The following is a 22,194-nucleotide window of genomic DNA, read 5'->3' as shown; positions in this document are numbered from 1 at the left end:
CAATCTTTGTACTCTACTGAATAAGTAAAAAAAGAGTGCAGAAATTAAACATAAAAGCCATGTCACAAGTCGAGCCAATATTGCAAGAAAATAAAAATCGTTTCGTAATTTTTCCTATCAAACACCACGATATTTGGGATTGGTATAAGAAGATGGAAGCTAGTTTTTGGACGGCAGAAGAAATCGATTTACATCAGGATTTAAATGACTGGAATAATAAATTGTCAGATGAAGAACGTTATTTTGTAAAACACATTTTAGCCTTTTTTGCTGCTTCTGACGGAATTGTAAACGAAAACCTTGCAGAGAACTTTGTAAACGAAGTACAATATGCTGAAGCTAAATTCTTTTATGGTTTTCAAATCATGATGGAAAACATTCACAGCGAAACCTATTCTCTTCTAATTGATACTTATGTAAAAGACGAAGCAGAAAAAGCGGAGTTGTTTAATGCCTTAGAAGTTTTCCCTGCTATTGCTAAAAAAGCAGAGTGGGCTTTGAAATGGATCGAATCGGATTCGTTTGCAGAAAGACTTATTGCTTTTGCAGCCGTTGAAGGAATATTTTTCTCAGGTGCTTTTTGCTCTATTTTCTGGTTGAAAAAACGTGGATTAATGCCAGGTTTAACATTTTCTAACGAACTAATCTCTCGTGACGAAGGTGTACATTGTGATTTTGCAGTGCATTTGCATAATCACCATTTGATAAACAAAGTTCCAAAAGACAGAATTAAAGAAATTATAGTAGATGCCTTAAGTATCGAAAGAGAGTTTGTTACAGAATCTCTTCCGGTAAGTTTGATCGGTATGAATGCTACTTTAATGACACAATATTTGGAATTTGTTGCAGACAGACTACTTGTAGAGTTAGGTTGTGAAAGAGTGTATGGATCTGCAAATCCATTTGACTTCATGGACATGATCTCTTTACAAGGTAAAACCAATTTCTTCGAAAAAAGGGTTTCAGAATATCAAAAAGCCGGAGTTATGAATAGTGGTTCAGGCGGAGATAGTGATTCTCAGAAAATTAGCTTTGATGCAGATTTTTAAACAACAAGAATAATTTTAGTGGCACCCCAACACACTAAAAATGATGAAATTTTTATAACGTATTTTTAAGATTGAACTCCTTTTCCAAATCGAGGATTCAATTATTTTAACTCAATTTCAATTTGTTTTTCAAATTGGAATCAGCTAACTATTGAGAATCCTGTAATTCTCAAAATAAAATAATAAAACACACAATGTTTAAGTATTGGAATTCGTTATTCCAATGTCTTTCATTTTTTCAATAACAATAAAAAAGTAAGCTTATGTATGTAATAAAAAGAGATGGACGTAAAGAGCCGGTAATGTTTGATAAAATTACAGACAGAATCAAAAAATTGTGTTACGGTTTGAATGAACTTGTAGATCCTGTAAAAGTAGCCATGCGTGTTATTGAAGGATTGTATGATGGTGTTTCTACTTCGGAATTGGATAATCTTGCTGCTGAAACAGCTGCTTCTATGACGATTACACATCCCGATTATGCGCAATTAGCAGCTCGAATCGCAGTTTCTAATTTACATTCTAATACGACAAAATCGTTTTCAGAAACGATGTCGGATATGTATCATTACGTTAATCCAAGAACAGGAAAAGAAGCTCCTTTATTGGCAGACGATGTTTTCGAAGTAATTAAGAATAATTCTCAGGTTTTGGATTCAACTATAATTTATAACCGTGATTTTAATTATGATTATTTTGGATTTAAAACATTAGAGCGTTCTTATCTATTAAAAATAAACGGTAAAATTGTAGAGCGACCACAACATATGTTGATGCGTGTTTCTATCGGAATTCATAAAGACGATATTGCTTCTGCGATTGAGACTTATGAGTTGATGTCTAAGAAATTCTTTACGCACGCTACACCAACTTTGTTTAATTCAGGAACGCCAAAACCTCAAATGTCTTCTTGTTTCTTATTGACAATGAAAGACGATAGTATTGATGGTATTTACGATACTTTGAAACAAACGGCTAAGATTTCGCAATCGGCAGGAGGAATTGGTTTAGCGATTCACAATGTTAGAGCAACAGGTTCTTATATCAGCGGAACTAACGGAACTTCTAATGGAATTGTTCCAATGCTTCGTGTATACGATATGACGGCTCGTTATGTGGATCAAGGTGGAGGAAAACGTAAAGGAAGTTTTGCTATGTACATTGAACCTTGGCATGCTGACATTTTTGATTTCCTTGATTTAAGAAAAAACCACGGTAAAGAAGAAATGAGAACCCGTGATTTATTTCTTGGAATGTGGATTCCGGATTTATTCATGAAGAGAGTTCAGGAAGATTCAACATGGACGTTAATGTGTCCAAACGAATGCCCTGGATTATCAGAAGTACACAGTGAAGAATTTGATGCTTTGTACTTAAGTTATGAAGCAGAAGGAAAAGGAAGAAAAACAGTAAAAGCGAGAGAAATTTGGGAGAAAATCCTGGAGTCTCAAGTAGAAACAGGACTTCCGTACATGTTGTATAAAGATGCGGCTAACCGTAAATCGAATCAAAAGAATTTAGGAACCATTCGTTCTTCAAATTTATGTACGGAGATTATTGAGTACACTTCTCCTGATGAAGTTGCTGTTTGTAACTTAGCTTCTATTTCATTGCCAATGTTTGTTGAAAACGGCAAATTTGATCACGATAAATTATTTGATGTTACCAAACGTGTAACTTTGAATTTAAATAAAGTAATTGACAGAAATTACTATCCGGTAAAAGAAGCAGAAAATTCTAATGTACGTCACAGACCAATTGGTTTGGGAGTTCAAGGATTGGCAGATGCTTTTATCATGTTAAGAATGCCTTTTACAAGTGACGAAGCAAAACAGCTGAATCACGAAATTTTCGAAACTTTATACTTTGCTGCCGTTACCGCTTCTATGGAATTGGCTAAAGTAGAAGGGCCGTACTCTACATTTGAAGGATCTCCAATTTCTAAAGGAGAATTCCAATACAATTTGTGGGGAATGAAAGACGAAGAATTGTCAGGACGTTGGGACTGGGCTGCTTTACGTAAAGAAGTTATGGAACATGGAGTTCGTAACTCTTTATTAGTAGCGCCAATGCCAACAGCATCGACTTCTCAGATCTTAGGGAACAACGAAGCTTTTGAGCCTTATACTTCTAATATTTACACCAGAAGAACACTTTCAGGAGAGTTTATCGTGGTAAACAAACATTTACTAGAAGACTTAGTAAAACTGGGAATCTGGAATGAAACGTTGAAACAGGAAATCATGCGTCACAATGGATCTATCCAAAACATTGACGGAATTCCGGCGGATATCAAAGAATTGTATAAAACAGTTTGGGAAATGTCTATGAAAGATATCTTAGACATGTCACGTCAGAGAGGGTACTTTATTGACCAGTCTCAATCGCTAAACTTGTTCATGCAGGATGCTAATTTCTCTAAACTGACTTCTATGCACTTTTACGCATGGCAATCGGGTTTAAAAACAGGAATGTATTACCTAAGAACGAAATCTGCGGTAGATGCGATTAAATTCACTCTAAACAACGATAAAAAAGAAGAAACAGCACCAGCAGCGTCTACAACAGCAGCACCGGTAACTGTAGCTTCGGAAACAGAGCCTATTAGCGTTGAAGAATACAAAGCAATGTTACTTAAAGCACAAGCAGCAGATCCTGAGGATTGCGAAATGTGCGGGTCTTAATTTTAGAGATTAGATCTGAGATTTTAGATTTTTAATATAGTGTCATCAGACAAAATGGAAAAGCAGTTATTGTAATGATAGCTGCTTTTTTTTGATATCAATAATTTTATGATAAAAGTGATAATGGAAAGTTGGAGAGATGGACTTCAAAAAATTTCTTTGACAAAATTACAGAATGAGAATCTTGGGATTTCTTTAATGAATTCAAAAACAAATACAGATAGGCTTTTGGATGATTGTAGTGTGATTTTAGAGATCGAAGATGAAAAGCTGGCTACAGCGTTTTTGGAAGAAGCGAATAAAATTGGAGTTAATTGTAACATTGTACCAAAATAAAATGGACTTGAATAAGCTTATTATTGAAAATAAAAACGAATATTATAATTTGGCAATTGAATATTTAAAGAGAATAGATATTGAAGAGTATGGGCAAGGAGAGTTTAATACAAGTATTCCAAAATCTATTTCGGTTTTAATAGATCATGATTTTATACCGACTCCGTGTATCAAAATTAGATTAAATCTTCTCTTGGATCAGAAAGAGACTGGAAAGTATTTTTTATACATTAATCAGGAAAAAGAATTTATAGACGAGTTTCTTATGTTTGATTAAGAATACTTTTTTCTTCTTCTTCTTCAAGAAACGTAATTAAAGGAAATCGGAATAAAGAATCAGCCTGTTGTTGGGTTGTTCTCATTAGTTTTTTAGTCGCAATCGTGTCATTTCGCGGCACGACACTCGAGCGAAAGCGACTGACGAAGTAAATCACACTCAATATCCCATACAGTGCGTGCTCAGCGAGTGTGATTTCTCCTTCGTCGGAAAGATTTAATGGATTAAAAATAATTTTGTTTGTAACCCTAATCCAATTATTAAAAATCTGATTTATTAAGTGAAACAGTAATAAAATCTATTCCTGCAATAAAGATGTTGACCAGCCAAAATTGATTATGTTTGCGTACCTTACAGAATCTAAAATGTATTAAAAATGAATGTTAAGCTAACAGATAAAGATAAAATTAGTGTAACGAATCCGGATGAATTATACGAAATCATGCGACAGATTTTGTTTCGTGATAATAAAATAGACCGTGAGAAGGAACATTTCTGGATGATAGGGCTAAACATGGCAAACACAATCGTGTATATAGAATTAGTGAGTATGGGGAGCGTAAAAGCTTCACAAGCAGAACCAATGAATGTTTATAGAGTTGCGGTATTAAAAGGTGTTACAAGTGTGATCGCTGTGCATAACCATCCGAGTGGTAATTTAACTCCCTCTGAAGCCGACAAGGATACTACAGACCGATTAATACAAGTGGGGAAAATTTTAGATATAAAATTTTTAGACCATTTTATTATTAGTGCAGAAAAATATATGAGTTTTGTTAATATTGGATTGATGGCTCAATTAGAAAAAAGTTTAAAATATGTTGTTCCTTATAAAATAGAAGAAATAATCCGCAAACAGGAAATGGAAATCAGATTAGGGAAAGAAAAAGCGGATAAATTAAAAGAAACGACGAATCAATTAAAGGAAACAACAAACCAATTAAAAGAATCGGCAAAAGAATTTAAGGAAACCGCAAAAATAGAAAAGTCTTTAAGGATTGAATTTGAACAAAAAATTGAAACGGCTATCATCAATCTATTAAAACAGAAAATGACAATAGAACAAATCGCAGCTATTTTGAATCTTACTCCAAAAGAAGTAGAGCAAGTTAGTAAAAAGATAAAATCATAAAAGTCTTAATTTTTAGCATTCGTGTCCTTTCGGTACGAGAAATCACATCTAATATTCCATACAGTGCGCGCTCAGCGAGTGTGATTTCTCATTCTTCGAAATTACAAGCGGAGTGTGTTTTGCTCTCATAAGTTTTTTAGGTACAATCGTGTCATTTTCGAGGCATGAGAAATCATATTCAATATTCCGTACAGTTTGTCATCCTGAGGAACGAAGGATCTACGTTTGCTGAATCCGTACCGTTGAACTTCACTTTGCGGATTATCTCGTGAAGATACTTCGTTCCTCAGTATGACAAAATTGTGAAAAATAGAAACGGAGCACCTTTTGTTCATTTCGAGCGAAGTCGAGAAATCACACAAGAAACTCCATACAGTTTGTCATCCTGAGTAGCGAAGGATCTACGTTTGCAGAATCGATACCGCTGAACTTCACTTTCCGGATTATCTCGTGAAGATACTTCGTTTCTCAGTATGACAAAATTGAGAAAAATAGAAACGGAGCACCTTTTGTCGTTTCGAGCGAAGTCGAGAAATGACATAAGAAGTAGAAAGCGTACCGACTTAGATACTTTTAATTTCAGAATCTAGGTAAAATCTCAGTGTCTCAGCAACTCAGTAACTCAGAATCTTCCTCAAAACCAATTAACTATATCTCATTTTAAGACTTATTTTTTACATTATCGTACAAAAGAGGGTAATTTTGTTAAGGAATCCCTTTTTGTTTCATAAAATGTATTAATTTTTTTGGTGCAGTAAAAATAATTTATACATTCGCAGAGTATTTATTGAAAAACACAAACAAAATGACTAATAACCGTTTTTATTTTAGCAACTCTTTTTATTTCTTCTTTAGTAGAAGTGAGGATTGTGCTATGGTTATTTGAGAAAAGTAAAAGACAAATAAAACTAATATACAATCCTGATGAAAATCAGGATTTTTTTTTGAATATATGACAACGAAAATTGCAATACAAGGTATAAAAGGTTCCTTCCATCATCAGGTAGTGAAAGAGTATTTCTCTGAAAATGTGACTATTGATGAGTGTTTGTCTTTTGAGGAATTAATTGACAGTCTGCTTTCCGGAAAATCCGATCAGGCCGTAATGGCGATTGAAAACTCGATTGCAGGGCCAATTATTCCTAATTATGCTTTGATTGATAAGAATAATTTACACATTATTGGAGAACATTATTTGAGCATTCATCAGAATTTAATGGCTTTGAAAGGGCAGAAAATAGAGGATATAAAAGAAGTTCATTCGCACCCGATGGCTATTTTGCAATGCATGGATTTCTTGAAAAAATATCCCAATATTAAATTGGTTGAAGATAAAGATACAGCAGAAACAGCCAGAAGAATTCAGGAAAAACAACTCACCGGAATTGCAGCAATTGCGAGTAAAACGGCTTCTGAAATGTATGATTTAGGGATTCTGGCACCGGAGATTCAGACGATCAAAAATAATATGACCCGTTTTGTGATCATTAAAAAGCAGAATTCATTTTTGCCAGAGGACGAAATCAACAGAGCGTCAATCAAATTTGAGTTGGATCATAAAAGAGGAAGTTTGGCAGCAGTTTTAAATGTAATGAGTGACTGTCAATTGAATTTAACAAAAATTCAGTCGCTCCCGAAAATTGAAACGCCTTGGAAATATTCGTTTTTCGTAGACGTAACCTTCGAGAAATACGAAGATTTTGCCAAAGCAAAAGCGTTACTGAATATAATGGCAGAGTATTTTAAAGTGTTAGGAGAATATAAGAATACGAAACCATAGGAGGGGGGAAATTCCAAAATTTTGAAATTCCAAATTCCAAATCTTAATTAATACGGCTAAGGGATAAAGCAAATATTTTAAAGGGTTAGGAGAATATAAGAATACGAAACCATAGGAGGGGTGGAAATTCCAAAATTTTTGAAATTCCAAATTCCAAATCTTAATTAATATGGCTAAGGCCTAAAGCTTAAAGCATAAAGCAAAAAAAAACATGATTACAACAGCAAAACGATTAGATACAGTTGAAGAATACTACTTCTCTTCCAAATTGAGAGAAGTGAGACAACTGCAATCTGAAGGAAAGTCTATCATCAATATGGGTATCGGAAGCCCGGATTTGAGTCCGTCGAAAGCAGTTATTGAGGCGGTGCAATTGGCCATTCAGGAAGAGCATGCGCATGGCTATCAAAGTTATCAGGGATTGCCGGAATTGAGAAAAGGGATGGCAGATTTTTATCAGAATCAGTTTGGTGTTGACGTGAATCCGAATACGGAGATTTTACCGTTAATGGGGTCAAAAGAAGGAATCATGCATATTTCGCTGGCTTTTTTGAATGAAGGTGATCATGTTTTAATTCCGAACCCAGGTTATCCGACCTATACTTCGGTGACTAATTTGGTAGGAGCTGTTCCGGTATATTATGATTTGAAAGAAGCCAACGCTTGGGAGCCGGATTTCGAAGCTTTAGAGAAATTAGACCTTTCGAAAGTAAAAATCATGTGGTTGGGTTATCCGCATATGCCAACAGGAGCAAGAGGAAGTTTAGCGTTATTTGAAAAATTGGTTGCTTTTGCTAAAAAACACAACATTTTATTGGTCAATGACAATCCGTATAGTTTTGTTTTGAATGATAATCCGATGAGTTTATTGCAGGTTGAAGGGGCAAAAGAAGTGGCTTTGGAATTGAATTCACTTAGTAAAACTTTCAACATGGCAGGCTGGAGAGTCGGAATGGTTTTAGGAAACGCAGAAGTTATTGATGCGGTACTGAAAGTCAAAAGTAACATGGACAGCGGTATGTTTTACGGAATTCAAAAAGGAGCGGTTGCTGCTTTAAATTTTGGTAAATCCTGGTTTGAAGAACAAAATAAAATTTACAAACGCCGTCGTGAATTGACAAATCAACTGGCAGAAAAATTAGGCTGTAAAGTGTATGCAGAAGGCGTTGGACTTTTTGTATGGGCAAAATTGCCGGAAGGAATTGCATCTGCAGAAAAGTTCATAGACGAAATATTATACGAGAAACATATTTTCATCACGCCCGGAACTATTTTCGGAAGCAATGGTGAGGGATACATTAGATTCTCATTGTGTGTGAAAGAAGAAAAAGTACAAGAAGCGATAGATCGATTTTAGATTTTAGAGTTCAGATTTTAGATTTTAGATTGTTTGGATGACGAAAACGGTCAGGCTGAGCGAAGTTGAAGTGATAGATTGAATTGAGAGTTCAGATTTCTGATTTTAGAATGTAGATTTTAGATTTTTGACTCAGTTTGTCATTCCGAGGAACGAGGAATCTCCGTTGCAAGGTCGACAAAGATTGGTTTTTTTGATTAAGGAGTTACTTGCGAAGATTCCTCGTTCCTCGGAATGACAAAAAATGATGAAAATATAAAGGTCTTGAAAAAACAAAAAGCCCTAGCCCTGATAGAAGCGGCATCCTTTTATGGTGGGGTTCACCATAAAAGATACAGCGGATAGCAGGAGTAAGCTTTAAATAAAAATAAAAATGAAAGTATACGTAATAGGAATAGGGTTAATAGGAGGCTCGATGGTGTTAGACATCAAAGAGAAACATTCGAAGGCGACTATTTTTGGAATTGACAATAACGAAGAACACTTGCAGGAAGCTATTGATTTGGGGGTTATTGATCAGGTAGGGAAGTTGGAAGATCTTGGGGAAGCCGATTTTGTAATCGTTTCGGTTCCGGTAGATGTTGCACTGACGATTTTGCCGAAAGTGTTGGATTTGGTTGGAGAGAAAACGATTGTTTTTGAAGTAGGTTCTACCAAAAAACCAATTTGCGATGCCGTAACAAATCACCCCAAAAGAAGGAACTTTATTGCTACTCACCCGATTGCAGGAACAGAATTTTCGGGACCGTCGGCAGCAATAAAAGGACTGTTTCAAGGGAAAACGAATATTATTTGTGAAGTAGAAAAAACTACTTTCAAATTGCAGGAAAAGGCATTGCAACTTTTTGCAGAAATCGGAATGCGGATTCGATATATGGATCCGATTTCGCACGACAAACACATCGCTTACGTTTCGCATTTGTCGCACATTAGTTCGTTTATGCTAGGGAAAACGGTAATGAATAAAGAAAAAGACGAACAGGATATTTTTGATATGGCGGGAAGTGGATTCGAAAGTACCGTTCGTTTGGCCAAAAGTTCACCGGCTATGTGGACACCAATTTTTAAACAAAACAAAGAGTATGTAATTGAAACCTTAGAAGGATATATTGCGAATCTGACTCAGTTTAAAGATTTATTAGCAGATGATAATTATAATGCCATTTTTGAAGAAATGGAAAGTGTAAATAAAATTAAAGAGATATTAAACGGAATTACTATTAAAAAATAAACTAAAAAAAAAGATGGAAAATAAAAAAGAAATGAGAAAGTGGTTAGAAGATTTCAATTTAAATCACCCACTTGTGATAGCTGGACCATGTAGTGCAGAAACAGAAGATCAGGTATTGAAAATTGCGCGTGAATTAAAAGATTCTAAAGTAAGTGTATTCAGAGCCGGAATCTGGAAACCAAGAACGCGTCCGGGAGGATTTGAAGGTGTAGGTGAAATTGGATTGAAATGGTTACAAAAAGCCAAAGCAGAAACTGGTTTACTTATGGGAACTGAGGTAGCAACTGCAGCACACTGTAAATTGGCTTTAGAGCACGATATTGATGTTTTATGGGTTGGAGCCCGTACAACTGCAAATCCTTTTGCGGTTCAGGAAATTGCTGACACTTTAAAAGGTACTGATAAAATTGTTTTGGTGAAAAACCCTGTAAACCCGGATTTAGCTTTATGGTTAGGTGGTGTTGAGCGTTTGCATATGGCTGGAATTGAGAAATTAGGGGTTATTCACAGAGGTTTCTCTACTTACGAAAAAACAAAATACAGAAATATTCCGGAATGGCAGATTGCAATCGAATTGCAAAATAAATTCCCTGATTTACCTTTAATCATCGATCCATCTCATATTACCGGAGATCGTAAAATGATTTTTGAAGTAACACAAGAAGCTTTAGATTTGAACTACGACGGTATGATTATCGAAACGCACTACGATCCGGACAACGCTTGGTCTGATGCTGCGCAACAAGTTACTCCGGACGCTTTGAAACAAATCATCAAAGATTTGACCATCAGAAAAACGGATGATACTACAGATGAGTACAGCCAAAAAATGACTAAATTAAGAGCTAATATTGACGTTTTAGATGCTAACTTATTAGAGTTATTAGGAAAACGTATGAAAGTAGCAGACGAAATTGGTCAGGTGAAAAAAGAAGCTAACGTTGCGATTCTTCAAAACAATCGTTGGAATGAAATTTTAGGGAAAATGATACTGGAAGGAGAGAAAAAAGGACTTACAGAAGAGTTCGTTTTAAGAATGTTTAAAGCGATTCACCAGGAAAGTATTGGTCACCAGGAAAAAGTTTTCAATGCTTAATAGCTGATACTTAGGAGTCAGTATTGTTTTGTTAAAAAAGCCTGCTTCATTTTTGTGAAGCAGGCTTTTCTGTGTTAAAAAAAGCGGTATCATTGCCGAAAATTTAAAACATGAAAAAAATTACTTTTGCTTTCCTTTTACTTGTTTTATGCGGCATGAATTTGCACGCTCAAAATAAGATTGATAAACTAAACTTGACGTATGGTGTCGAGTTACCGGATGATAAACAAAAAATTGTAAAAATTATCGGAGAGACCGGCGATAAGATTTATGCTTTGGCAATTTCGGGAAAGAATGATTTTTTTCTTAAAATATTTGAATCTCAGTCTATGAAGATGATTTCTTCAAATCCTATTGTTATTCCGAAGCACGATGACAAGGAAGTAGATTTTGAAGAAATATTTTTATTAAACGATAATTTGTATGCTATCGGTAGTGTTTATAACAGAAAAGAGAAGATTTTTAATCTGATTGGCGCCAGTATTTCGGATAAGGGTGTTTTAAGCGAGAAAACAACTCTTTTGTTTAATTCTGTTGTAGCTAAAAAATCAGAAAGAGGAATGTTTTATTTCAAATTATCTCCTGATGAAAGCACTTTATTGGTTATGCATACTTCTTTGTTTCCTAAGGAAGACGCTGTTAAGTATGAAGTGAAATTAATAGATGATAAATTAAATGTACTTTTTGCGAATGCTGAAAAAGTAAAGTTCGATGATAGCAAAAAGGACTACGAATTTACTATTTCGGATTTTGAAGTGAATTTTCAGAATGATGTTTTCTTAGTCATAAATGAAAGTTACAGAGATTCAAAACAAAAAGAACAAATTGAGAAGTTTCAGATCCATACCTTCAAAAATAGTAATAGCTATAAAAAAGAGGTTGTTGATGTCGATATAAAAGGAAAAGAAATCATAAACTGTAAGATGATTTCTACATCAAAAAACACTTTAAAAATAGTTGGTTTTTATTCCAGTGTAAGAGATAACGGTAAAGGGAATAAAGATTTAAAAGGGGTTTACAATGCCACGATTGACCTTGGGACAAATACTGCTAAAGAAGTAAAATTTGAAGAGTTTGATTATGAAACAAAAGTTAAGTTAATAGGGGAGAGAAGAGCTAAAAAAGGGAAAGATATTAAGCCTCTGTACAGTATTACTACACTTATTGAAAAAGAAGATGGTGGTTTAATTGTGCTGTCTGAGTTGCAATATGTTGTGGTTGGAAGAAGTTCAGGAATAGGACCATTGGCTTTCACACCGGTAACATACGTAAAAAACGAAATTATTATAACATCTTTGAAACCGGATGGGTCTTTAGATTGGAGTAATGTTTTACCAAAAGAGCAAGTGGCATCAATTGTTACGATGTCTTTGTCATTAGGTTTTATAGCTGGAAATGGTAGTTTTACAGTAGGTGCAAGTATGATGATTCCTCTTGTAGATTTAGGAAAAGGACCTGAATATATGGGAGCGATACCGATCTATCGTGATGGTGAGTTAAATCTGATTTTTAACGATAATGTTAAGAATAAAGGCGTTACTGATATCGAAAAAATAAAAGCACTTGGCAACTATAACAATGCAGTTCCGTCACTTTTTATATTTGATAATAAAGGTGGGATGATAAGAAAAGATCCAGAGCAAGTGATTGAAAATGAATTGGTACTTCGACCGGGGGTTTATTTCAGAAAAAAGAAAGATGAATTAATTTTATATTCTTCGAGAAAAAAACAAGATAAACTTGGAAGATTATTTTTAGAAAAATAAAATCATTTAAAAAAAGCTGTGAATTTTCACAGCTTTTTTTTTAAACTCAAAGTTATTCAGCGGAAAATAGCCATTACCAAGTAAAATAGCCAATAGATAGTGACTTTTTCAAATCAGTTAAGTTTTTAGAAAAATAGAAGTGTTGTTTCAAATGAATTTGTAGAATTTGACGACTAAAATTTAATCTCCGTCACTTTGTAAAAAATATGGGAGATTTTTTGATATAGCTATCTCGCCAATTTTTTTAAATGAACTTACACCACTTATATGGTTTAGAGCATTTATTTACCGTCTTTTTTAAAATAAATTATTTTTCTTCCCAACCTTTTTAATTTTTTTTGCCTCTATAGTGATATACAATCTTAACTTTCGTGTCATGAAATCAAAAATGTACCCATTTAAGCCGGAAAAGATTCAACTAAAATTGAATTTATTGCTTTGTTTTTTATTGTTTTTAGGAGCGAAAACTTTTGCGCAAAGTCCTGAGTTAACAGTCAAAGGAGAGGAAGCTCAAAAAGTCAGAATGAGTCAGCTCATCGTCAATGTAAAAGTGGTAGGGAATATCGCTTACACGACTGCCGAAATGCATTTTTTCAATTCGGGGAACCGTCAGATGGAAGCAGAACTTATTTTTCCGTTACCTGAAAATGTTTCGGTTTCGAGGTATGCTATTGATATAAACGGGAAAATGCGCGAAGCAGTTCCGGTAAATAAAAATAAAGGGAAACAGGTTTTCGAAGCGATCGAACACCGTCGCGTTGATCCGGGATTATTGGAGAAAGTAGATGGAAACAACTTCAGAACCAGAATTTATCCTTTGATGCCAAATGGAGAGCGAATTGTAATTATTGGTTACGAAGAAGAGCTTTCAGCTTTTGATAAGAATAATTTAGCCTATCAATTAGTTAGTCGTTATCCGGTTAAACTGGATAAATTTGAGTTGAATGTTTCGGTTTTAGGGGCAGCTGCATCTCCGACAATTGCGGAAAATTTAGGCGAGGAAATTGCTTTTTCAAAATGGAATCAATCGTTTCAGACTTCATTAAAAAAGGAAAATTATCAGCCTTCTGAAAAGTTGCTTTTTAAAATTCCCATTCAGCAGAATATTCCGAGTGTAGTAATGCAGACGGTACAGGATCAACATTATTTTTATGGAAGTACTTTTATTGAAGGAAATAAGATTGCTAAAAAAATGCCGGCTTCAATCGGTTTGGTTTGGGATAATTCTTTGAGTTGCCAGAATCGTGATCTGAAAAAGGAATTGGATTTGCTAGACGCTTATTTTCAAAAAATAAAAAATACGACTGTAAGTTTGTATTTCCTGAATTATACTTTTGAAAAGGATAATGATTATGTGATATCAAATGGGAATTGGTCTGCGTTAAAAAACGTATTGCAAAGCACAAAGTATGATGGTGGTACCCGTTTCTCTAAAATAAATTTCCCAAATCACGATGAGTTCTTGTTCTTTTCGGATGGATTATCTTCTTTGAGCGAGAATGTTTTACCAAAAACGAATAAGCCAATTTATACAATTACCTCTTCCGTTTCTGCTGATTTTACTTTTTTGAATTATGCATCGATGAAGACTGGAGGTAATTTTATTAATCTGAATCAATTAAATCCGATTAATGCTTTAGATAAATTGACCAATAACACGCTGAAGTTTTTGGGGATAAAAGAAAATCTTACGGTTACAGATTTGTATCCGATGAAAGGAGCTTCTGTTTCGGGGAATTTTAGTTTTGCTGGAATTTCACTGAATCCGAAAAATGAAATCACGTTGTTGTTTGGATATTCTGGTGAGGCAATTTTAGAACGAAAAATTACGCTGGATGCGGCTGTTCAAAATACTACAGATGTTAGTATCGAAAAGTTATGGGCTCAGAAAAAAATAGCTAATCTTGATTTGCAGTACGATAAAAATGCGGAAGAAATTGAGATTTTAGGAAAAAAGTACGGAATTATAACCAAGAATACTTCGCTGATTGTTTTAGAAGAGCTTCGCGATTATATGGCGTATGATATTGTCCCTCCTGCAGAATTGCGTGCCGAATTTGACAGAATTAAAAAACAGGAACAGGATACAAACCTGGCCAAGCAGAAAAATAATTGGGAGAATATTGATGATTATTTTACAGAGCTAGATTCCTGGTGGAAACAAAATATCAAATATACAAGGACAAAACCTTTGCCGAAGCCAAAAAATAAACCCGGAGGAAGATCAAATACGGTTTCGCTAACGACTTTCAGAAGAAATTCGAGTATTACAAACGGCTATGTTTCGGGTATTGTTTTAGATGAACAAAATCAGCCTTTGCCCGGAGCTTCTGTTAGATCAGATATGGAAAGTGTTGCTGCTGATTTTGATGGGAAATTTAGGGTAAAAGCTTCTGAAAACAGTACCATTGTCGTTTCTTATGTCGGATTGGATACCGATTCATTCAATATTGGCAGAAACAATGAGGTTACGGTACGGTTACAAGAGAGTTCACGGGCACTAAATGAAGTTGTAGTCACATCAGCATTAAGTATGAGAAGCGAGGGAGGATCGGTCTCTTATGCTACACAACCCGTTTCAGAGGCTGCATATTCAAAAGGTGAAGCTAACGATGTGCCTCCTCCTCCAGCCGCGCAGGTAGATCAGGTGAAGTTTGTTTCCCCTGTTGTGGCCAGAGCAAACGAGATCACTGAAGAAGCAAATGCAAATAAGGAAAAGCGGGAGCAAGCAGAAACCATTAGTGATACTTTGAATTTTAGAGCTGGGGATATAAATTTTGACAAGAGCCAAAAGGAATCTAAAACATGGAATTCGGATCGTTTGTACCTAAAAGCATTGGCAGCAGCACCAAAAGAAAAACAATACGAGTTGTATTTTGAATTAAGAAAGGTACAGGAGAGAAATCCGGGTTTTTATTTTGATGTGGCGCACTTTTTCTACAATCAGGGTGATGTGAAAAAAGCATTGCAGGTAATTAGCAACATTGCTGATTTAGGATTAGAGAACCATCAGCTTTACAAAACTCTGACGTATACCTTACGTCAGTGGAAATCTTACGACGATGCTTTGTTTACAGCAAAACAAATTGCAAAATGGAGAGCACACGAGCCACAAAGTTTGCGTGATTATGCCTTGGCTCTGGAAGATGCAGGGAAATATCAGGAAGCTTTTGATCAATTGATAAAAGCACTTGAAGTAAATTATTATGGAGAAATGAGCGGACAGTATGAAGGAGTTGAAGATATTATTCTAATGGATATTAACCGTTTGATGCTGGAACATAAAGGTTTGAATTCGGATAAATTAGATAAAAAGTATCTTAAAAAAATGCCGATAGACATTCGGGTTGTTATGAATTGGAACCTGATGGATGTTGATTTAGACTTGCATATTATTGAACCAACAGGTGAAGAATGTTATTATGGTCATACGGTAACAGAAGCCGGAGCAAAATTTTCAAAAGATTTTACACAAGGTTATGGGCCGGAGCAATATTTAATCAGAAATGCTGTGAAAGGGAAATACCAAATCAAGACGAATTATTTTGGCGAACGTGAATTAACAGAAAGTGGTCCGGCAACCGTAATGATTGAGATTTATACCACCAAAGAAGGAAAAACGACCCGAGTTTTAAAAACCATTCAACTAGGGAAAGTAAAAGAAAATGAGCTTTTAGCAGAAATTGTGTGGTAAGCCTGTCAAATTTAGAAGGTGTTTTCTAATTTTAAAAGGCGAAGTTGCGTTGTTCAATTCTAAAAACGTAATTTTGCCTTTTAATTTTTTAGATTTAAGAGCAATCTAAAATCTAAAACCGGATATCTAAAATAAAAAAATGACAGGACTCGTTTATAAATCTACAGGGAGCTGGTACACTGTGAAATCTGAAAATGGAGATTTTATAGAATGCCGTATGAAAGGGAAGTTTAGGATGAAAGGTATTAAAAGTACCAATCCTATAGCCGTAGGAGATATTGTGGATTATGAACTCGAAGAAACCTCTGATACTTTAACAGGAACGATTCACACCATTCACGAAAGAAAAAATTATATCGTTCGTAAATCGGTGAATTTGTCTCATCAAATGCATATTATCGCTTCGAATATTGATCGGGTTTTTTTATTGATAACGATTAATAATCCACCGACAACATTCAACTTTATCGACCGTTTTTTGGTAACGGCTGAAGCCTACAATATCGAAACGATTTTGGTTTTTAATAAAATAGATACTTTTGATGAACCTACTTTAGAAGATCAATTGTATATGCAATATGTCTATCAACAAATTGGTTATAAATGTCTTCGTGTTTCGTCAACAGAAATGAAAGGTATTGAAGAGTTAAAAGAAATGATGATCGGTAAAGTAAGTATGTTTTCAGGACATTCCGGTGTTGGTAAATCAACTTTGGTAAATGCGATGGAACCTTCTTTGCATCTTAAAACTAAAACCATTTCTGAAGCCAGTAAACAAGGGCAACATACAACGACTTTTGCAGAAATGTACGATTTGTCTTTTAATGCAAAAATCATCGATACCCCCGGAATTAAAGGTTTTGGGATCGTAGACATGGAAAAAGAAGAAATCAGCGGTTATTTCCCTGAATTTTTCAAATTAAAAGACCAATGTAAGTTCAACAATTGCCTTCACAAGGAAGAACCTCATTGCGCCATAAAAGCGGCTTTAGAAAAAGATGAAATTGCCTGGTCCCGTTATAACAGTTATTTGAAGATTTTAGAAGGAGATGATGAAAATTATCGTACGGATTCTTATGACGAAGACCGAAAAGCAAGTGACGAGTTGAGGAAATAAGAGTTTTAAATTCCAAATTTTTTAAATTCCAAATTCCAAACGGGGTGGTTTGTGAATTTAAATTTATAAAAACGGTAGAGATGCACTGCTGTGCATCTCTACTGCTGTGCATCTTTACTGCTGTGCATCTTTACTGCTGTGCATCTTTACTGCTGTGCATCTTTACTGCTGTGCATCTCTACGGGTGTGCATCTCTACTGCTGTGCATCATTGCAAATGACATTTTACCATTCACCACCATATTATGAAAGTAGTTATTCAAAGAGTTTCAGAAGCATCAGTAACGGTTGACCAGAAAAAGGTTGCTGATATTCAAAAAGGATTGTTGATTTTAGTCGGAATTGAAGAGGCCGATACACAGGATGATATTGAATGGCTGACCGGAAAAATACTTAAAATGAGAATTTTTGCTGATGAAAATGAGGTTATGAATTGCTCAGTTCAGGATATTGACGGTGATATCATCGTGGTAAGTCAGTTTACACTTCATGCTTCTACTAAAAAAGGGAATCGTCCTTCTTACATAAAAGCGGCGAAACCGGAATTTGCCATACCTATGTATGAGACCTTTGTAGCATCTTTAGAAAAAGAATTTAACAAAAAAGTACAAGTGGGTATTTTTGGTGCAGATATGAAAGTCAGTTTGTTAAATGATGGCCCGGTTACCATTTTGATGGACAGTAAAAACAGGGAGTAAAAAAGTCTTAAGGATTTGTTAACAACGTCAGAAAATACTATATATTTGACGAAATTTTTTACTAATGAAATGCTCTTTTTACACGTTATTTTTTTTCCTGTTTTCTCTTGTCTCTTTTGCTCAGAAAAACTTCTACACTTCAGCTTCTATTGCAGATAGTCTCAAAGAAAATGCCAATGCTGTTGTTCGTTTAAATCAAATTGATATTGAAATTGCTTCGCAAAGAGATATGACGATTAAAACACAAAAAGTGGTAACGGTTTTGAATGAAAAAGGATTAAAATTAGTTGAAGCATTTGAACATTATGATAAAACGAGTTCTGTAAATAGTATTGAAGCTATTGTTTACGATGCTTTTGGTCTTGAAATCAAGAAAATTAGACGAAAAGATTTTAAAGATCTAAGCACAGTAAGCGGAAGCACTCTTTTTTCAGATAATCGAATTGTTTATTTAGATTATACACCCGTTTCTTATCCTTTTACGATTGTTTATACTAGTGAAGTGGAGACTTCCAATACGGCTTTTATACCCCAATGGTATCCTTTGGCTAGTTATTATTTGAGCATTGAAAAAAGTGTTCTAAATGTTACCTACCCCAATGATCTCGGATTTAAAAAGAAGGAATTCGCATTTTCAGGTTTTGATATTAAAAAAACTACAGATACCAATACCCAATTGTCTTATGTGACGGGTACGATTCTAGCGCAAAAAACCGAAGACCTTAGTCCGTCTTACAGCGATCTTTTTCCGAGAGTAATGATGGGAGTGGAGAAATTTCACTTAGAAGGTGTTGATGGAACGGCTACTACTTGGGAAGCCTTTGGTAAATGGTATGGAGATAAGATTTTAACAGGAACTACAGTCCTGCCGGAAGAAACTATTGCCAAAATAAAAGCACTTGTTGGTAACGAAAAAGATCCTGTAAAGAAAGCAAGAATCATTTATGATTATGTTCAGAAAAAATCACGATACGTAAACATCGCTATTGGTATTGGAGGTTGGAAACCAATGTACGCAACAGACGTAGACCGTTTGGGATATGGAGATTGCAAGGCACTAACAAATTATACCAAAGCACTGCTGCAAACCGTTGATGTTCCTTCCTATAATACAATTTTGTATGGAGATACTTATAAAAGAAATATTCAATCTGACTTTGTTTCCATGCAGGGAAACCATATGATTTTGGCAATTCCAACAGGGGATAGTTATACCTGGTTAGAATGCACAAGTCAGGATGATCCTTTTGGTTATCAGGGAATATTTACAGATGACAGAGACGTTTTAGTGGTGAAGCCTGAAGGAGGGGTTATTGTAAGAACTAAAATATACGATGATAAAGGAAATGCACAAACCGATAAAGGAACCTATACTTTAGATGAAAACGGAAGTTTTACAGGCTCAGTTTCAATTGTGTCAGACGGGTCTCAGTACAATTCGAAGGCAAGAGTAGAACATCTGCCACCAAATGAAAAAGAAGCACACTATAAAGAATATTGGGATAATATCAATAATTTAAAATTAGAGAAAATAACCTTTACAAATGACAAAGAGAATATCCGTTTTACAGAAAATATTCATGTAAGTGCGGAGAGTTATGCTACTATTTCAGCTAACAAAATGATTTTTGTTGTGGATGCCTTCAATCAGAGTGGTGGTAATGTAAAACGAATCAGAAATAGAAAAAATCCATTTCAAATTCAACGTGGATATCTGGATTCAGATGAAATCGAAATTAACCTGCCAGCGGGTTTTAGTATTGAATTTTTGCCTGCCCCTTACGAGTTGAAAGGGAAATTCGGAGAATACAAAACAGAAATTATTAAAAAAGAGAATAATAAATTGACATACAAACGCTCTATGTTTTTAAATAAAGGAAAGTATTCTAATAAAGAATACGACGAATACCGCCTTTTTATGGAGCAAGTAGCAAAAAATGATAACGCCAAAATTGTACTAATAAAGAACTAATCCAAATGAAAATTAATCAACTACCCATTATTGTATTCGCTTTCTTTTTTTCTCTTCTTAAGCTGACGGCTCAGGAGTTTAAATTGGGGAAAGTTTCCATTGCTGAATTAGAACAAAAAGTGCACCCTAAAGATACTGCAGCTTCTGCAGCTGTTTTGTATAAAAAAGGGAAAACAAGCATAGAATACGATCAAACAGATGGTTTTGTTACTTTGACAGAGGTTGAAACCAGAATTAAAATTTATAAAAAAGAGGGTTATGATCTTGCTAATAAGGAAGTTTGGTATTACTCTGCAAGTAACAGTAGAGAAAAAGTTTTGTTTTCAGAGGCTGCTACGTTTAATTTAGTTGCAGGTAAAATAGAGAAAACTAAGCTTAAAAGCGATGGGTCTTTTGATGAAATTATTAACAAGTACAGAAGCAGAAAAAAAATAACAATGCCTAATGTTAAAGAAGGATCTGTAATCGAATTTAAATATACGATCAGAAGTCCTTTCAGGGAAATTAGGGATTGGGATTTTCAAATGGGTATTCCGGTGAATTATTCGGAGTTTACGAGCTATGTTCCTGAGTACTATGTTTTTAATGTAAGACAAAAAGGATATGTGTTTCCTAAAGTGACAACTGATAAAAATACGAAAAGCATCACTTTTTTAAATAAAGGGGGATCAGGGGGTTCTGGATATTCTAATAGTCAGCATAATTATTTCGAAACCAAAACAAATTATATAGCAGAAAATCTTCCGGCTATGAGAGAGGAAGCTTATGTAAATAATATCGATAATTATACTTCAAGTGTTCAATTCGAGTTGTCAATGGTTCAATTTCCCAATGAACCAATGAAGGCCTATTCTACAGATTGGAACTCAGTAGTTAAAACGATCTATAATTATGATGATTTTGGCCCGGAGCTAAATAAGACAGGGTACTTTGAGGATGATTTAAAAGTAGTATTAGACGGTAAAGTTACAAGTGAAGATCGAATAATGGCGATTTTAAATTATGTAAAATCTTCCGTAAAATGGAACGATTACCTGGGGTATAGCTGCGACAGTGGTGTCAAAAAAGCGTACAAAGAAAAAACGGGTAATATTGCAGATATCAATTTAATGTTAACTGCTATGTTGCGTCATTCGGGTTTAAATGCTAATCCGGTTTTGGTAAGTACGCGTTCGAACGGAATTTCTTTATTCCCTAATAGAACCGCTTTTAATTATGTAATTGCTGCAGTTGAAACTCCAAACGGGACTATTTTACTAGATGCAACAAGTAAATATGCATCACCTAACATTCTGCCTTTTAGAGTGCTGAACTGGCAAGGTAGATTAATCCGTAAAGACGGAACTTCTGAATCGATTGATTTAGTACCTAAAAAACCATCAGGCGATAATGTTTTTATGAATTATGAGATTGATGCCGAAGGTAAAGTTACAGGAAAAGTAAGAAGACAATGTACCGATTATAATGCCATGTCTTATAGAAATGAGATAGATGGAGTAAAAGAGGATGTCTATCTTGAAAAGTTGGAGAATGAAAATAACAAAATAGAAATCAACGATTACAGCAGAACAAACGAAAAAGAAATTTTACTGCCGGCTATAGAAACCTATTCTTTTAAAGGAGACAATCTGGCCGAAGTAATTGGAGGTAAAATCTACATTAATCCAATGTTGTTTTACACCAATACAGAAAATTCTTTTAAGCAGGAAACACGTGAATACCCGGTTGATTTTGGATTCCCTTTTGCAGATAAATTCAATATCACGATTAAGTTACCAGAAGGATTTGCAGTAGAGACGTTACCGGCTCCTGCGGCGATAGCAATGGAGGATAATTTGGGGACTTTTAAGTTTAACATCGCTGAGAACAGTGGTGTACTTCAATTGTCTATCCTGCATCAAATAAATGAGGCAGTTGTTACGCCTGAAAAATATGAGATGTTAAAAGAATATTACAAAGCAATGATTGCTAAAGAAACTGAAAAAGTAGTTTTAAAAAGAATATAA

Annotated in this window: 15 protein-coding genes; all 15 read left to right on the top strand. The window is 34.8% G+C overall.

What is annotated here, in order from left to right:
• Positions 1 to 59 precede the first annotated feature (59 nt).
• A complete protein-coding gene (locus tag ACHRV3_RS18075) occupies positions 60 to 1,049 on the top strand; it encodes a ribonucleotide-diphosphate reductase subunit beta (RefSeq protein WP_047778999.1) in 990 nt (329 codons plus the stop codon).
• 263 nt (positions 1,050 to 1,312) lie between these two features.
• Positions 1,313 to 3,733, top strand: coding sequence for a ribonucleoside-diphosphate reductase subunit alpha (locus ACHRV3_RS18070; RefSeq protein WP_395435773.1), 2,421 nt, complete (start codon positions 1,313 to 1,315; stop codon positions 3,731 to 3,733).
• 108 nt (positions 3,734 to 3,841) lie between these two features.
• Positions 3,842 to 4,069: a hypothetical protein gene (locus ACHRV3_RS18065; protein ID WP_395442787.1), complete on the top strand. Its 228-nt coding sequence runs from the start codon at positions 3,842 to 3,844 to the stop codon at positions 4,067 to 4,069.
• A 1-nt stretch (position 4,070) separates the two neighbouring features.
• A complete protein-coding gene (locus ACHRV3_RS18060; protein WP_395435775.1) occupies positions 4,071 to 4,346 on the top strand; it encodes a hypothetical protein in 276 nt (91 codons plus the stop codon).
• A gap of 376 nt (positions 4,347 to 4,722) precedes the next feature.
• A complete protein-coding gene (locus ACHRV3_RS18055) occupies positions 4,723 to 5,478 on the top strand; it encodes a JAB domain-containing protein (protein ID WP_395428134.1) in 756 nt (251 codons plus the stop codon).
• 952 nt (positions 5,479 to 6,430) lie between these two features.
• Entirely contained in the window at positions 6,431 to 7,258 is an 828-nt protein-coding gene (locus ACHRV3_RS18050; RefSeq protein WP_395435776.1) for a prephenate dehydratase, read from the top strand.
• Positions 7,259 to 7,469: 211 nt separating this feature from the next.
• Positions 7,470 to 8,615, top strand: coding sequence for a pyridoxal phosphate-dependent aminotransferase (locus ACHRV3_RS18045; protein WP_395435777.1), 1,146 nt, complete (start codon positions 7,470 to 7,472; stop codon positions 8,613 to 8,615).
• Between the two features lie 373 nt (positions 8,616 to 8,988).
• Positions 8,989 to 9,846, top strand: a complete 858-nt coding sequence (locus tag ACHRV3_RS18040; protein WP_047778977.1) for a prephenate dehydrogenase — start codon at positions 8,989 to 8,991, stop codon at positions 9,844 to 9,846.
• A 13-nt stretch (positions 9,847 to 9,859) separates the two neighbouring features.
• Entirely contained in the window at positions 9,860 to 10,942 is a 1,083-nt protein-coding gene (locus tag ACHRV3_RS18035; protein ID WP_047778976.1) for a bifunctional 3-deoxy-7-phosphoheptulonate synthase/chorismate mutase type II, read from the top strand.
• A 110-nt stretch (positions 10,943 to 11,052) separates the two neighbouring features.
• Entirely contained in the window at positions 11,053 to 12,708 is a 1,656-nt protein-coding gene (locus ACHRV3_RS18030) for a hypothetical protein (protein WP_395435778.1), read from the top strand.
• 376 nt (positions 12,709 to 13,084) lie between these two features.
• Positions 13,085 to 16,402 (top strand): VIT domain-containing protein, encoded by a 3,318-nt coding sequence (locus tag ACHRV3_RS18025; protein WP_395435779.1) that lies wholly within the window; start codon positions 13,085 to 13,087, stop codon positions 16,400 to 16,402.
• Positions 16,403 to 16,541: 139 nt separating this feature from the next.
• Positions 16,542 to 17,519, top strand: coding sequence for a ribosome small subunit-dependent GTPase A (gene rsgA, locus ACHRV3_RS18020; RefSeq protein ID WP_047778974.1), 978 nt, complete (start codon positions 16,542 to 16,544; stop codon positions 17,517 to 17,519).
• A gap of 244 nt (positions 17,520 to 17,763) precedes the next feature.
• Complete coding sequence (gene dtd, locus ACHRV3_RS18015; RefSeq protein WP_395435780.1) at positions 17,764 to 18,216, top strand: D-aminoacyl-tRNA deacylase; 453 nt, start codon at positions 17,764 to 17,766, stop codon at positions 18,214 to 18,216.
• Positions 18,217 to 18,280: 64 nt separating this feature from the next.
• Complete coding sequence (locus ACHRV3_RS18010) at positions 18,281 to 20,188, top strand: DUF3857 domain-containing protein (RefSeq protein ID WP_395435781.1); 1,908 nt, start codon at positions 18,281 to 18,283, stop codon at positions 20,186 to 20,188.
• Between the two features lie 5 nt (positions 20,189 to 20,193).
• Positions 20,194 to 22,194: a DUF3857 domain-containing protein gene (locus ACHRV3_RS18005; RefSeq protein ID WP_047778972.1), complete on the top strand. Its 2,001-nt coding sequence runs from the start codon at positions 20,194 to 20,196 to the stop codon at positions 22,192 to 22,194.

The sequence above is a fragment of the Flavobacterium sp. FlaQc-49 genome (genome assembly GCF_044005985.1).
GTDB classification, from domain to species: Bacteria; Bacteroidota; Bacteroidia; order Flavobacteriales; family Flavobacteriaceae; genus Flavobacterium; species Flavobacterium cupriresistens.
Note: the sequence above shows the minus strand (reverse complement) of the source record. Positions and strands in the feature narration are given on the sequence as shown.